Here is a 15,996-nt window from a genome sequence, read left to right on the forward strand (position 1 = left end):
TCAGGCACGGACGTCGTTCAGTATGCGGCGGATCCGGTCGGCCAGGCTGCCGGGGGGTACCAGGCTCCGGGCCCGGAACCAGTCGTCGACCAGGTGCTCCAGCCGCTCGGGTGTCAGTGGGGCGGCCCCTGACGCGGTGTCGGGACCGAGCGCCGACAGGAGGCGCAGGGCGTCCTCCAGGACGATGTGGTGCTCCCGGGCCCAGGCGGCCACCGCGGGGTCGGCGGGATCAGCCGGTCCGGACAACTCCTCGTCCCCGAAGGGGTGCAGAGCGTGTTCGTCGGGGAACAGTCCGTCGACCGCGACGTGCTGCCTCAGTTCCGCCTCGGTCAAGGGGGCGATCCTCCAGTAGCGGCCCCAGTTGTCGACGTAGTCGAGGTCGGCCGGCTCCGGGGCACCGGCCTGCCGCAGCCGGTCGAGGACCAGTTGGCTGCCCCGCATGATCTCGTCCAGACCGTGGTGCTCCGCCTGCAGCATCTCCGCCATGAGGGCGAGCCGGACCAGCCCGAGGTCGATGTCGAGGCCCCATTCCTGGCGCATCTTCACCGCCTGCGACATCAGCCGGTGAGCCGAACCGGAGGTGGCGGCCCGCACGAGGGCGCCCCTGTCCTCCGCCTCCGCCTGCGGGACGCTGTCCATGGCGATGTCGTACCGGTGCATGCCCGGAATCCACGGGATGCCGTCGTCCGGCATCAGGGCCCGCTCGGCCTCGCTCAGAGGCGGCGAGAGGTCCTCGGCGCGCGCCCGGGTCCGCAGCTCACGCGCGGCCCGCTCCATCCGCCGCTGCTCCTCGGGAGTCCTGTCCGGCTGCCCCGACAACTGCTGGTAGGCGGTGATCGTCCCGGACGGAGGCCTGGCGGCCCGGTACTCCTCGGTGATCACGTCGGGATTGGGGTCGGGACTGCCGAGCAGTTCGGAGATGACTCCGCCCTGGCCGTCCGGCGCCTGGGAGCCGATCCAGAGCATGCCCATGCGTTCCCGCGTGTTGCCCGACTCCACGACGGCGAGGAGCTGGTCCCGGCCGGTGCCGACCGCGCCGTCGACGGTGGGGTCGTCCGAGCCCAGCTCCGTCCAACGGCCTGCCGCGACGGCCCGGTCCCACAGCTCTCGGGTCATCACCGCGAGCTGGGCGTCGACCGCCGCGTGGCCGCCGAGATACCGGCCGAGGCGCTGCTCGAAACGGACGGCCTCGGTCATGTAGCGGATGCGGGCCATGACCCACTCCGGCGCCGGCCGGTCCGCCGCCCGGCGCAGTACGGACGCCGGGGCGACGGACAGGGCGTGCACCAGCCGGTTCAGCCGCTCCTCCTCGTCGACGGCCGTATCGCCGGGTCCTTCCGGAAGCCCGGCCAGATGGCGGTCCCCGTCCGCGACGAGCAGGGCGGGCGGTCCGCCTTCGGTGCGCTCACCGTGGAACGTCACCTCGCCGTCGGGGCCCGCCACGGCCACCGTCACACCGAGACGGCGTGCCGTCGCCGCTGCGAGGGGCCTCATCGGCAGTGTGGTGCCGTCCTGTTGGTACGAGGGGTCGGCGAGCAGCACCCGCAGGCGCTGCACCGGGGCCAGCTGCAGCCGCGAGGCCGGGAGGCGGTCGCCGTAGAGCATGGCCTCCGTGCGCAGGGATATACCGAGGGAGACGCCGGCCCGGTCGAGGAGGGCCAGCGGAAGGTCCTGGCCGCCGTCCAGGGGCGGGATGTCCAGGTCGGACACGTCGTCCTCGGTGACCGTGCCGCCCAGCCAGGCACGGAAGTCCTCCGCCGTGTCGACGCCCGCGTCCCGCAGCCCGTCCGCGGCCACCTGGCGGACCGCGAGCAGGAGGACGTCCGCGGTCCGGTCCCCCTCGCCCGGGGAGTCGTGCAGGGTGAAGAGGGTGCCGTCGAGTTCGGCGGCGTACGGTCCCGTGCGGCGGTAGCCGTCGCGGGGCGCGGTCGCCTCCGGCTGCCGTGTCTCCGACTCGTCGGTCTCGCCGGTGTCGTCGGTTTCGTCGGCGTCGTCGGTGAGTTCGACGATCCGGGGCGAGGTGCCGTCCTGCGCGTTGTAGTAGGCCGGGTGGGGATAGCCGGGCATCTCCCGGAATTCGTAGTCGAGGTAGTCGCGTCCCGTACTGGGCTCCGTCGCGACCTCACGGTTGACGATGCTCAGCGCCGCGCCCGGCGGATAGAGGACCTCCTTCTCGTCGAGCCACGCCGAGAACGGCACCACCGGGCGGGCGGTGGAGTCCTCGACGTATCCGCGCATCGCGTGTTTGTCCCCGGCGTCGCCCATCTCCTGCAGATCGCCCCGGGTGTAACCTCCGGCGGTCTCCCAGCTCTCGGTGGTGCTGCGGAACCGCGGCACGAACAGCGTGGTCGCGGTGAGGAGCGGCGAGTCCTGCGGGATCGCGTCCAGGGACCCGGGCAGCCAGCCGCCCCAGTAGACCGGGCCGTTGAGCGGCGGCAGGATCTCCAGCGCCTCGACCGCCATGTCGACGTGCATGCTCATGTCGTCGTACAGCCGGTCGGCGACGCGGTCCACCCGGCGGCGGATCTCCTGGACGTCCGGACCGGTCGCGTCCGGGTCCAGGTCCCTCAGATCGGACATGGCATCGCTCAAGTCCTCGTCGCGGTCCAGCAGTTCGGGCAGGCCTTGCCCGCTCTCCACGGCGTCCTCACGGACGTACCTCCACACCCGTTGCGCGAACATCCAGCGGCCGACCGCATCGCCGAAGCGCCCGGCGGTGACGTAGGTCTTGAAGAGCTCGTGGTCCTGGCTGGTGTAGAGGTACAGGGCGGTCATATGACCCGGAGTGAGGGCGCGCAGGGAGGCCCGCGCGCGGTCGCCGAAGCGTTCCAGCCACTGGGTGGCCACCTCGGTCCGCTCCTCCAGCTCCTCGCTCACCGGGGCCCCGGTCATCGCCGCGTTCATCGCCGCGACGAGGTCTCCTGGGACGTGGGTGTCGAGGCGGGAGAAGAAGCGCGTCCTCTGGTCGTAGGCCTGGTGGTGCGGCAGGACCGGGCCCATGCCGAAGACACGCGCGGTCACCTGGTGCAGCCGGGCGCCGTCGTGGGCGAGCGCGGCACGCTCCGGCTCCAGGCCGACACCCGCCAGGTGCGAGGCGCGCAGCACCTCGTGCAGGGACTGGGTGTCGGTCAGGACCGACCAGGACAGCACCGCCTTGCGGAAGGCCAGCAGTTCGGGCCCGCTCGCCCCGAGCGCCCGGTACGCCTGGAGCATCCACAGGGCCGGGCCGACCATGCCGCCGACATAGCGGAATCCGCGCGGGTCGTGCGCGAGCCGGTACGCGCCCTGGCGGTTCCCGTTCGGCCGGGGCGGCCAGGGCATCGCGAGCCAGCCGGGCAGGGTCTGCTGCAGGGTGACGGGTCCTCCGTTGCCGTACGCCGCCAGGCCGAACGCCCGGACCAACTGGGGAACCGACGGCCCGCTCTCCAGGAAGCGCGCCACCGCGTCCGGCCGTCCGGCCCACTGCTGGGCCTCGGGGCCCTGGAAGAAGGCGCCGTCCGCCGCGAGCGGACCGTGTCGCTGGGCGAGGGCCTGACGGAGCCGGGAAAGGGCGTGCGCGGCGGCCTGGACGGTCTCGGGTTCGGCGGCCAGTCTCTGTGCCAGCCCCGCCTCGAACTGGAAACTGAAGGTGCGCCAGCTCCGGTCCCGGTAGAGCCGGGCGAACCGCACGGTCTCGGGTGCTCCGGCGACCCGCCACCCGGGCACCGACCAGGGCTGGGTGGCGGGGGCGTCCGTGGCGGGGGCCGGGACGGCGGGCAGGACGGCGTCCGCGCCCGCCCGGGACCCCGGCGGGACCCGCAGGACGGTGGTGGGGCTTCCGTCCGCCGCCTCCAGGAGGTGGATGTCGGCGGTCGGTCCCCCGTCCCCGTCCCGGCCCGGGGTGATCGCCGTGCGACCGGTGGTGAGGTACACGTCCAGGCCGGTGAGGTCGGCGATGTCCGCGGCGCGGCGGACGGCGCGCTCCAGGCTCTCGCCCCCGGGTGCGGTGCCGGCGGGTCCGCCGGTGGCGGTGGCCACGTCACACGCGAGGACGGTGATGCTGGTGAAGCCCGCGGCGGCCAGGTCCGGTCCGAGCAGACGTCCCACCGCCGCGCTGTCGGCGCCGGCGGGCAGGTCGTTCGCCCCGGCGACGGCATAGCCTTCCGGCCCGCCGTGCGACGTCCAGAAGAAGGTGCCGGACGCTCCCGTGGCGGGGAGGGGACGCCGGTGGGCGATGCGTTCCTGGGCGGGTCCGCGGCTCCACTCGGTGTAGTGGGTGGCCTGGGGCAGGCGGCTGTAGAAGGGCTCGCGCAGCGCCCAGTCGCGCCGGGTGAAGGATGCCTTGCCGACGGTCCTGCCGTCCGCATTGATCTCCTGGACGACGATCTGCTGCGTGGCCGGCGCGGTCGCCTGCCCCTCCCACGGGGCATTCCAGTAGTCGTGCCGGGGGTAGGCACGGGTGGCCGTTTCCGAGGGGTCCGCGACGAGGCCGGAGTCCGCGTCGGAGTCCGTCTCGGAGTACCCGTCGACATCCGACAGCTCGACGTCCGACAGGTCGGCGTCGGAGCGGCCGAGGTCGAACACGTCGTCCACCGCGTCCTCGAACACGGCCGGTGCGTACGGCACCGGGCCGGTCCGCGGCACCTCGGAGAGGCCGTCGGGCAGCGGGGCCCTCTCCTCCGCCACCTCGTGCAGCATCGGGGGCCGCCGGTAGGACTCGACGAGGCGTCGGCTGACGACGTCGAAGCGCATGCCCGGCGGGTACAGCGCCTCCCCTTCCGACAGGTGCTTGAGGAAGGGGGCGGCGTCGCGGGCCGTGGAGTTCGCGACCTCGATCAGTCTGCGGTGCGACCGGGCGGGCACGGGCTTGTCGCTCAGCGCGAACTCGACGGCCTCCTCGATCTTCAGCGAGGTACTGCGGAAGAACGCCACCTCGATGGCGCCGTCGCCGTACAGGGGCCCGTTCAGGGCGGGCCGCTCGACGGGCCCGGGCGCACCCCGCTCGCCCCACCAGATGGTCCGGTCGACGGACGGCAGGATCTCCAGGGCCTCGATGGCCATGTCGATGTGGAGCCTCAGCTCGTCGTGGAGCAGGTCGGCCATCGCGTCCGCGCGGCGGCGCAGCGCGGCCAGGCCGGGGTGGGGGGTGTCGAGGTCGGGCAGCTCGGTGAGTTCGGCGTACAGGTCCGCGAACTCGGGACGGCTGACGAGGGTGAGCGGCGGCATGTCCAGCTCCTCCTCGCGCGCCGACTCCCGCAGGTACTGCCAGCTGTGGAAACGCACGAGGTGACGGCTGACGCCCCGGCCCAGCCGCTCCCCGTTGAGCAGCGCCTTCATCAGCCGGTAGTCGTAGGAGCTGTAGAGGTACAGGGCCGTGATGTGGGCGGGCATGAGCTGCCTGAGCGCGGCGGCGCCCCGGTCCCCGTACCGCTCCAGCCATGCGGCCATGGCCTGGAGCCTGGGCGTGGGGCGGGACGGCAGCGCTCCGGCGAGCGCGGCGTCGGCCATCGTGACGAGGGCGTCGGGCACGTCCATCGTCCCGGTGAGCTCGAACGGGAAGGACATGCGGTCCTGGTAGAGCGCCTGGTGCGGCGGGACCAGGGCAGCGGGCGCCCGTCCGTCGTCCTCGCGCGCAAGCAGGCCGTCCGCCGTGAAGGCGTCCACGGTCCAGGTATGCAGCGCGGCCCCGTCGCGGGTGGCGGCTCCGCGTTCGTCGGCCGCGCCCATGCCGATCAGGTGGGAGGCGCGCAGCACCTCGTGCAGCGACTGGAGGTCGTACGGAATCGTCCAGGCGGCCACGGCGGCGCGGAACGGGGGAAGCAGCTCGGACGGCAGGCCGAGTGCCGCGGCCACCCTCAGCAGGTGCAGCGCGGGTCCCCGCTCGCCGCCGACCCGGCGGAAGCCGCGGCTGTCGTGCACGGCGCGGTAGGCGCTGTCCCCGCCGAACCGCCCGCCGCCCTCGGTGAGCGCCTCGTGGACGGGGGCCGGCAGCCCCGGTCCGGCGTAGGACGCGTACACGAACGCCCGCATCAGCCCGTCCAGCGCCTCGGGGCCCGGCGGTTCGTCGAGCAGCCGCTCCAGCTCGGCGGCCGGGTCGTCGGGCGTCTCGTCCGGGGCGAAGAACGCGCGTGCCGCACGCTCTTCCCCGTTGCGGAGGGCGAGTTGGCCGTACAGTCCGCGCACCGCGAGCCCGGCGGCCTCGGCGAGCCGGGGGACCTCGCTCAGCGCCTCGGCGAGCGAGTCCTCCCAGTCGACGCTCGCCTGTCGCCAGGCGCGCTCGCGGTAGAACCCGGTGAACCTCGGTGTGCCCGGCGCCCCGGCGGGGCCCCAGGACGACACCGACCACGGCGTGCCCCGGTCGGCGTCGAGGTCGTCGAGCTCTTCGGGGGCGGCGTCCAGCACCCGGCCCTGGACGTTGAACTGTCCGGGTGCGGGGTAGCGGTGCGCGGTGCGTCCGGCGGCGGACGTACCCGGTGCCGGGACGCGGGGGCCCGTCCAGCCCACCGGATAGGCCGTGACCCACTCCGTGGGCTGCCCGTCGGCGTCCTCCAGCAGGTGCGGCAGCCCGTCGGACACCGCCACCCGGCCGGTGGGGAGGTGGACCGGCAGTCCCGCCCGGTCGGCGATGCGTTCGGCCCGCGCCTGGGCCTCCGCCCGGTTGCGGGGCACGTCGCCGGGGCCGCAGGCGAGCACCGTCACGCTGCCGAAGCCACGCGTGCCGGCCGACCGCAGCAGCCGCCCGGCGTAGGAACCGTCGTCCGTCCGCCGGCCGCCGTCCTCGGTGACGAGCGCGAGCCCGTCGCCGCCGCCGTGCGACGCGAAGAAGAACGTTCCCCCTGTCGTTCCGCCGCCGGGCAGCGCCCGGTGGGTGGGGACGTGCCTGCCGTCGGCGTCGCGTTCCCACGACACGAAGCCCGTGGCGTCGGCCAGCCGGCCGTACTCCTGCTGCCGTTCCGCCCAGTCGGCGTCGTCGAACGACGCGATGCCGATCGTGCTGCCGTCCTGTCGGCGTACGGTCCGCAGCACCGGTGCGCGACGGGACGGCGTCTCCCGGGTGCCGGCCGGGGGCGCGATGTTGAAGAGGTCGTCGGGAGTGCCGGATGCCGTGCCGGTCGTGGCAGCCTCGGTGACGTCGATGCTCTCGTACGCCCGTGTACGCGGGTCGCCGGGGACGACCGTCCGGGTGGTGACGTCGAAGGAGGCTCCCGGCGGATACAGGACCTCGGTCTCCAGCGGCAGCACCACGAACGGGCTGACCTCCCGCGCCGTGGAGTCCGACACGTGGACCAGTCCGAGGTGCGAGTCGCCGGGGGCTCCCTTGCTCCGGTGCATGAAGCCGAGCGCCTCGTCACGCTCCAGCGCCGTGCTGCGGAAGAAGGGCACGGTGATGCGGTTCCGCCCGTACACCGGTCCGTCGGACGGTGGCGCGCCCAGCGGGCCGGGCATGCCACGGTCGCCCCACCAGACGTCTCCGTGCAGCGGGGGCAGGATCTCCAGCGCCTCGACCACCATGTCGACGTGCGACGGAAGCTCCGCGAACACCGCGTCGGCCATCGCGTCCAGACGGCGCCTCAGGGCGGCCACCTCGGCGGTCCGCTCCTGGAGGTCGTCCACGTCCCACATGGCGTCGAACAGGGCGGTGAAACCCCGCTGCCGACGCAGCGTCATCGGGAGCAGGTCCGCGGCTCCGACCTCCGCCATCTTGCTGGTCATCGTCCAGGCGTTGAGACGGACGAGTCGACGCCCCATACCCGCGCCGAACCGCTCGCCGTTGAGGAACGCCTTCATCAGACGGTAGTCGGCGCCGCTGTACAGGTGGATCGCCGTCAGATGGGCGGGCGACAGCCGCCGCAGCGCGTCCCGGCCCGCGTCGCCGTAGCGGTCGAGCCAGGCGAGAAGCGCCCGGTTCCGGGCGGTGTCCGGGCTCAGCGTGCCGGCGAGCGCGGCGTCGGCCAGCTGCGCGAGGTCATCGGGGAGGTTCAGCCCGCTGCGCGTGATGTCACGGCCGAACGTCATCCGCTCCGCGTACAGGGCGACGTGCGGCGGGACCGGTGCCGCGGGACGGTCCGACCGTCCCTCGCCGTCCGCGGAGCCCGCGATGAGCGCGCCGGCCGCCCAGGTGTGGAGTCCGGCGCCGTCGCGCAGCGCGGTGTCGCGCTCCGCGGCGGTTCCCCCGCCGGCCCGGTGGGAGGCGCGCAGGATCTCGTGGAGCGACTGGAGGTCGGCCGGGATCGCCCAGGCGATGAGCGCGTCGCGCAGGACGGCCAGGCTGTCCGGTGCCGCGCCGAGCGCGGCGTAGGTGCGCAGGAGGCGTAGCGCGGGGCCGTCCTCGCCGCCCACGCGGCGCATGCCGCGGCTGTCGTGCACCTCGCGGTAGGAGCTGCCCGGCGTGTAGCGCCCCTGCCTGCCGGGCGGGCGGGCCAGGGTCTCGGCCGTCTCGCGGGGCAGGCCGTGGCCCGCGTGGGCCGCGTAGGTGAACGCGGTCATGAGCGCGGCGAGGGTGAGCGGCCCGGGCGGGGCGGTCAGCAGCCGCTCCAGCGTCGCGGCCGGGTCGCCCGGGGGTGCGTCCGGGGCGAAGAAGGCGCGCAGGGCAGCCTGCTCGCCGTGGCGTGCGGTGAGTTCGCCGGCCATGCGGGACACCGCGTCGCGCGCCGCCTCGGTGAGCCCTGCGGCGCGGCCCGTGTGCGCGGCGAACGCGAGCTCGAAGGCCGTGCTGCGACGCTGCCACTCCCGGTCGCGGTACAGGGCGGCGAACCGGGCCGTGCCGGGCGACCCGGCGGGACGCCAGGACCGCAGGGCCCAGGCCGGGCCGGTGGCGGCTGCGGGCACCGGTCCGGTGGCCGCGGGCGCCGCATCGGCGGGGTCACTCCCCGGGGCGTCGTCCTGGTCCGCCGTGGACACCGGGGTGGCGTTGATGCGGACGGCGGACGGATAGGCGATGTCCGGCCGGCCGCTCTCCCCGTCGGCTTCCCGGGCACGGCGGGGCGCGCCAGTCGTGAAGTGGAAGGTACCGGTGCCGGAGTCGTGCCGGGCCGAGTGCTCGGGCCAGGCGGAGGGGCCGGTCTTGACCGCCCCGCCGGGCGTCCCCGTCGCGGCTCCCTGGGTCGGCCGGGGCTTCCAGATAGTCCTGGTCCACTGCCCCAGCTTCTTCTCCCGCAGGGCGGTGATGTGCAGCGGGTCGAACGGGTCGTCCTCGATCAGGTCCAGGGGTCCGGAGTAGCCGAAGGCGCTGCGGCCGGTGCGGTCGGTGAACGGCTGGGTCCGCCGCGCCCTGCCGCCCGTGAAGCCGCTCATCGGGAAGACGACGGGGACGTCGACGCCCGCGTCGGTCACCAGCGGAGCCAGGTCCAGCAGCGCCCACAGCTCCTCGTCGGGGACGGGCAGCGGGGCGTGTCCGGGCAGGTGGATGACGACGCCGCCGTCGTCCGCCCGGGTCCCCGTCCAGATCACCAGGGACTTTCCACCCGGCTCCGTGGACCTCCACTGGGCCGGGTGGGGAAGGGTGAGGACGTCGTTGCCGGCCTTGATCCGCGCGTACCACTGGCCGCTCTCCACGCCGTTCGGGGCGGGCCGTCCGCTCCAGTTGTAGCCGGTGGGCTCCGTCCCGTCGGTGAGCGTCTGCCCAAGGGCGCCCAGTTCGCGGAGGTGGTGGGCGGCGAGCTGGTGCGGGTCGGTGATGTCGATCCGGCGGGCGTGGGCCCGTACCGCCAGGAACGTCAGTTCCGCCGTCGTCGCGTCGCTCCACACCTCCGTGCCGGCGAGGTGGAGGGCGCGGCGGCCCAGGCTCTCCTGCTGCGCCGGGTCCAGGCGGAAGAGGACCAGGTCGGCGCCGGCCACCATCGCCCAGAAGGCGCGGGTGATGTCCTTGGGCCGCAGGGTGACGGGTTCGGGGAGGCCCACCGCGTCGCGGACGAGGTCCTCGCCCTGGCTGCCGGAGAGTTCGTCGACGGCGTACGTCAGGGGGGTGTCCGGCAGCATCCCGGAGAGCGTGCTGTCCGGCTGCGCGCCGATCAGCTGCCGGGCGGCGTCCAGGACGTTCCGATAAGCGTCGCGGCCCGGGGAGTCGCCGCCGACGCGCCGGGCGAGGAACGTCCACAGCTCCATCCGGAACGGGGTGAACCGCCGCATGCCGGGGTCGTTGGCGCGCAGGGTCTCCAGCGCGGCGATGCCCTTCAGCGCCCGCTCGTACCCGCCGCCCGGCACCCAGCGGTCGTCCTCCACCGCGTGGTCGAAGACCAGGCGCAGCGCGCGGACCAGCCGCAGGACGGTGGCCCGGACCTCCGGCGGCACGGTGTCCGGATCGCCGTGCAGGCCCGCGATCACGGCCAGGCGGTCCAGTTCGGCGTCGGTCGGCTCGGGGCGGACGCGCACCAAGCGGCCGACCACCCCGCCGGGGGTGTCCTCCAGTACGTAGGAGTCGTCGTCCAGCGCCGCGACCAGGGTCGGGCCTTCGACCTCGCGCCGGCCGGCGTTGGCCGTGTGCTGGATGAGGGAGAGCTCGTCCAGCGGGTCCTCCACGGGCGGTACCGGTCGGCCCTCCTGCTGCGGGTCGCGGTGGTTGCCCGCCGACGCCGAATAGCAGACCTGGAGGCCGATCCGGTGGCCGGGCGGCAGTTCTCGGACCTCGCGCAGTCCGCCGATGTACGCCCCGCCGTCGGCCGCGGTCAGCGTCACCGTCGAGCCGTCGCGCAGGACGATGGCCAGCACACCGGGAACGCCGTGCCCGTAGTAGGTGTAGATCGCGGGGTCCGGGGTGTACGGCTCGGTGCTGACCAGCTGGTCGCCCAGGGTGGTGGCCGCGTAGTGGATCCGCTGCCGTCGGCGGAAGAGCCCCCGCAGCAGTTTCTCGCGCTGGTCCAGGTCGTCGGCGACCGACACCCTGCCGTACCGCTCCCGGCGGTCGAAGACAAGGGGCAGGGTCGCCACGTCGCTGTCGCGGAAGGTCCTGCCCTCGACCGAGGTCCACTGCCGGTCCTCGTAGGGCGCCGGCACCGCGGGGGGATCGAACGGCACCCAGTCGCCGTGCCAGCCGGCGGGGTCGTGGACCGTCATCGTCGGGATGCGCGCCTGGAGCGCCGAGTCGTGTCGGAGCCGCCCGTCGCCACTGGGGGCCCACACCCGGCGGCCGAGCCGGCCGGCGACCGCGCGCACCAGGTCCAGGTACTGCGCTCCGGCGTACGGGATCGCCAGGACCACCGGCACGTGGGGCGGCAGAGCGGCCAGTTCCGGATCGGTGGCCAGCTTCTCCGCGAACGCCTCCGGGGTCAGGCCCTGGCCGTCGAGGGAACGGTCGCCGACCAGATAGGCCTCGCTCCCCCAGGGTGCGGGCTCGTCCGGCTCCCGGGCGGCCTGTCCGTCCACGACCTCCCGTACCCGGTCGGTGCGCACCCGGTCGGTCCAGGCGCCGGTCAGATCGCGTCCGAGCACCTTCCCCGCGCCGTCCCGCAGCACGGTGGCCGGGTCCTGGAAGGGGTCCGTCCCCAGGTCGGCCGGGGACGGCGGCCCGAAGAAGGCCGGCTGGTCCTGGCCGGTGGCGGTGGCGGTGGCGGCGGTCAACCGGCGGGCGGCGGCGGTCCATCGGCCCGGGGCGTTGGTCGCCGGGTCCGGCAGGGCGACGATGCCGAGCGGGGTCTTGGGGCTGGGGGCGGTGAGCGCCATCGGGGCGCTGTAGCCGTAGGCGGGGCGGCCGGTGCGCTGCGAGAACCGCTGCACCAGCTCCGGGCTCAGCGCCCCCGGTCCGGTGGTGAGGAACAGCACCGGAATGCCGAGAGAGACCGTGCGCAGGGCGGGCGCCAGATCCAGCAGGGCCAGGAACTCGTTCTCCGGTACGAGGACGGGGGGGCGGCCGGGGAGGTGGAGGACGGGGGTGCCGGCCGGGTCGACCTCGATGACGTTGAGGAGGGGCATGAGCTTGCCGGGGCCGGCCCATTCGGGTGTGAGCTGGTGGGAGACCGTCCCGTCGGGCCGGCGCAGGGTGCTCCAGTCGATCCCGGCGGGGGCGGTGGCGCCGGACCAGTTGACTCCCTGGATGTTGGGGCCCTGCCGGAGCAGGGACGCCGGGCCGAAGGCGCCGCTCTCCGCCAGCTGGAACGCGGCGAGCAGGTCGTGGTCGGTGGCGTCCATGCCCTGGGCGATCGCCTTGGCCGACACCGCCCAGACGGCTTGCTGCTGGTCCCGGCCCCAGGTGGTGGCGGGGTCCAGATGGAGGACCTTGCGGCCCATGGCCTCGCGGGCGGCGGGGGTCATCGGGCGGAAGAGCTGGGCGGCCCGGGCCGTGGCCCACAGCGTGGACGCCACGTGGCGCGGGGTGAAGGCCGCCTGGGGTGGCAGCGACTGCACGTGCCGGATCATCTGCTCGCCCGCGTCCGCCAGTTGCTTCAGGGTGATCTGAAGCGCGGGCGAGGGCACGGCGTCGGTGAGCCGTGCGTCGAGGTCGGCCTCGACGCGGGCGGCCGCGTGGTCGAGGAGAGCCCGGTATCCGGCCAGGTCCGGGGCCCGGCCGGTGTGTTCGCGGACGAAGAAGTCGAGCAGGTCCCTGCGGAACGGGGTGAAGGCGTTGAGGGCCGGGTCGTTGGCGCGGAGGCGTTCCAGCGCGCCGATGGAGCGGAGCGCCCGTTCGTAGCGCCCGCCGGGGGTGGCCCGGTCGTCCTCGATGGCGTCGCCGAACACCGCCCGCAGGGCGCGTACCAGCCGGAGCGTCGCCTCCCGGGTCTCGGGCGGCACGTCGCCCGGGGTCCGGTGGAGTCCGGCGACGCCCGCCAGCCGGTCCAGCTCACCGTCGAGCGGTTCGGGGCGGCGCAGCACGCGGCGGCCGTGTCCGCCGTCGGCCGCGCCCATGATGAAGCGCCGGGTGTCGTCCATGCCGGTCATCCGGGTGGAGCCGTCGGTGTCGCGGCGGGTCAGGTTGGCGACGAGCTGGTCGAGCGGGACGTCGCCCAGCGGGTCGTCGACGTGCGGGACCGGGGCGAACGACGGCTGCGGCCGGGCGGGGTCGCCGTCCGAGGAGCTCCAGCAGACCTCCAGGTGCATGCGGTGGCCCGGCGGCAGTTCGCGGACCTCGCGCAGCCCCGCGATGTATGCGGCCGCCTCGTGCTTGCCCAGCCAGACGGTCCGGCCGTCGCGGAGCGGGAGCTGCATCCGGCCGGGTTCGCCGTGGCCGGCGTAGACGTAGGCGGCCGCGTCCATGGAGACCGGTTCGGAGGCCGTCTCCTGGGCGCGGGTGCCGGCGGGCGTCCAGTGGACGAGCCGGCGCATCCTGCGCAGGGCGCGGAAGTTGCGCTCGCGCCGCCGCAGCGCGTCCCCCCGGTGGACCGCGATCCGGCCGAACCGCTGGTGGTTCTCGTCGGCCAGCGGACGGGTGACGACGTCGCTGTCGCGGAACACGGTGCCGTCCAGCGCCGTCCACGTCCGGTCCTCGTGCGGTCCGGCCGTCGGCGACGGGGCGACGGACACCCACGCCCCGACCGGTGCGTCGGGGTCGGGGTCCATCGTCACCAGGACGTGCGCGTCCCCGGTGCCGTCGGGGACGATCCGGCCCACGCCGCTCGGCCCCCACACGGTGCGGCCCAGCCGGTCGGCCACCGCCCTGAGCGTCTCCAGGTACCGGTCGCCGGTGTACGGGACCGCGAGGACGACGGGCACGTCCTTCGGGAGCTTCGCCAGCTCCGGGTCGGCGGCCAGCGCGTCGGCCACCGCCCCCGCGTCCAGGACCCGGCCGTCCGGCGTCCGCACCCGCCCGTCCTCGCCGTCGGCGGTGACGACGTACGCGGTGTCCGGCCAGGGTGCGTTGTCGGTCGCGACGACCTTCGGTGCGGTGCCGGGCCGGCGCTCGATGGTCCGCAGGGTCCCCGGGAGGACACGGCTGACGTTCTTCCCGGTCCAGTTGCGGCCCTGCGCGGCGCCGGACGGCCCGGTCAGCAGGGTGTCCGGCGCGAGCAGTGGATCGTTCGGCCCGGTGAACGCGCCGGTGGCCGGTTGGGGCGCGGCGGTGGTCGGCGCGGTGGCGGGTGCGGTGTCGACGGGGGCGAAGAAGTCCGGGCCGGCGATGGCCGTGTCCCAGGCGCGCACGCTGTGGTGCTGCGGGGTGATCGCCATCCCCGACAGCTCCAGGTCGACCCCGACCGATCCGGCGGCCGAGAGCAGCAGGAACTGCAACGCCACCGGCAGCGGCGGTTCGGCCTGCCCGTTCGCGGTGAAGTACCCGCTGACCGCCGTCCGCAGGTCGCTCCAGGTGAGCGGTGCCGTGAAGCCGTTGGCCGCACGGGTCCGCTCCAGGGCCCAGAAGCCCCGCAGCAGCGCTTCGAACGCGGTCGCGTCGTTCTCCAGCAGGGGGCCGTAGACCAGCCGGACCGCCCGGACCCAGCGGCGTACGTCCGGCGCCCGGCCCCGGTCGCCGGTGATCCGCTCGGCCCAGCGGCCGAGTTCGGCGGTCGACGGCTCGGGGCGGAACCCGGCCCACCAGTCGCCCTCGGCCAGCTGCCAACGCGGCCCGGCCAGCTGGTCGGCGGGCACGAGGAACGCCTCCGCTCCGCTGCCGGGGGCCCAGACCCAGCGGTCCAGGCCGTCGGCCAGTTGCTGGCCGGCCACCGGGGTGTCCAGCGGGTCGGCGGGCGGCGGGCCCGCGAGATCGGCCCCCGTCACCAGGACCGGCCGTTCCGGGGCCAGCGCGGTGAGGTCCCCGTCCACGGCGTACAGGAAGTCCACGACGCGGGCGTAGGCGAACGCCGCGTCGGTGCCGTCGGCCAGCGCGAGGAGCGCGCCGCCGGGGCCGCCGCGCAGTCCGACCAGGTACGCGTCCTCGAACGGCAGGGCCTGGACGGGGCTTTCGAGCGGCACCGGGCCCGGCCGCAGGTAGGTGAAGCCGGTCACCTGGGGCAGCAGGCCGTAGTGCTGCCGCAGTCCGTCCTGCCAGGCGGCCAGCGGCAGCGAGGACGTGCCCACCGGGATGTCCTGTGCGTCGCGGTGCCGGATCACCATCACGCGGTCCAGGAGGACGCGGGCGCCGTCCATCGCGACCACTTCCGCGTACCACCGCATGACCGGCGGGGTCTGCGCCGGGTCGGCGAGGACGGCCAGGGCGCCGCGTGCCGCGTCGAAGAAGCCCCGGGCCTTCGTCCGGCCGCCCGGGGGGATGTTCGGCAGCAGCGCGTACGCCTCGGTCAGCGCCGCCCGCAGGGCCTGGTACGCGGGGTGGCCGTCGTGCAGGGGCCGGCCCAGCGCGTACTCGCCCAGCGCCAGGGAGATGTTCCGGCTGTCCCACTCGCTCAGCGGCCTGCGGGTGCCACCGCCCGCCTGCGGGATGCCGGCGCGCGCCGCCACCATCAGGAAGCCCGCGACACTCTGCACCACCGGGTTGTCCACGATCCGCCGGACGGACTCGCGCAGCACGTCCTCGGGCAGCGGCGCCCGGGACCGCAGGGCGCGCTCGTAGGCGGCGCGGCCGAACGCGGACAGTTCGGTGACGGCGCGCTGGATCTCCTCGGGCGTCATGAACTGGCCGGTGTAGCCGAAGTGCCGCAGCTCGGCGAGGACCAGGGGGACGGCCAGCCGGCCGTCGTCGGTGTCCAGGACCGGGTAGTCACCGTCGTCCATGCCGACGGCGTAGCGCTGGCTGACGGGCTCGCCCTGGGACGTGCGGCCGGTGAGGACGGCGGTCCAGTGCTCGCGGGGCGTCGGCACCTCCGTGCCGGCGGTGTCGAAGAACGCGGGGTCGGCTGGCAGGTGGGGCGTCAGTCGCTGCCGGAAGAAGCCCAGCAGTCGTTCCAGCTGCTCGGCTGCGTCGGCGGAGAGCTGGTCGTGGTGCTCGTTCAGGAACGCCCGGGTGCCGGGACGCAGCGCCCGCAGGATCCGGTCCAGGGCGTTGCGTGAGGCGGCGGGCAGGAGGTTCTTGATCAGCTCCGGGTCGGTGCCCGGCGGGCGGGCGTTGTCGAAGACGTCGCCGACCGGCGCGGCCACGACGTTCTGGAAGCCCAGCCATCCGTAGCCCCACACCTCGTCGACCTCGGGGATCGCCGCGAG

The 15,996-nt window shown here is 74.7% G+C and carries 1 protein-coding gene (only partly in view); it reads right to left on the reverse strand.

Annotated features, from left to right (window positions below; genetic code table 11):
• Positions 1-15,996 carry the 3' end of a lonely Cys domain-containing protein gene (locus tag WQO_RS09840; protein ID WP_058953935.1) on the reverse strand. Its footprint extends 24,216 nt past the window's final position, so only the last 15,996 of its 40,212 coding nucleotides appear in the window; its start codon lies off the right edge, out of view; it ends in the stop codon at positions 1-3.

The sequence above is a fragment of the Streptomyces globisporus C-1027 genome, from assembly GCF_000261345.2.
GTDB lineage: Bacteria > Actinomycetota > Actinomycetes > Streptomycetales > Streptomycetaceae > Streptomyces > Streptomyces pakalii.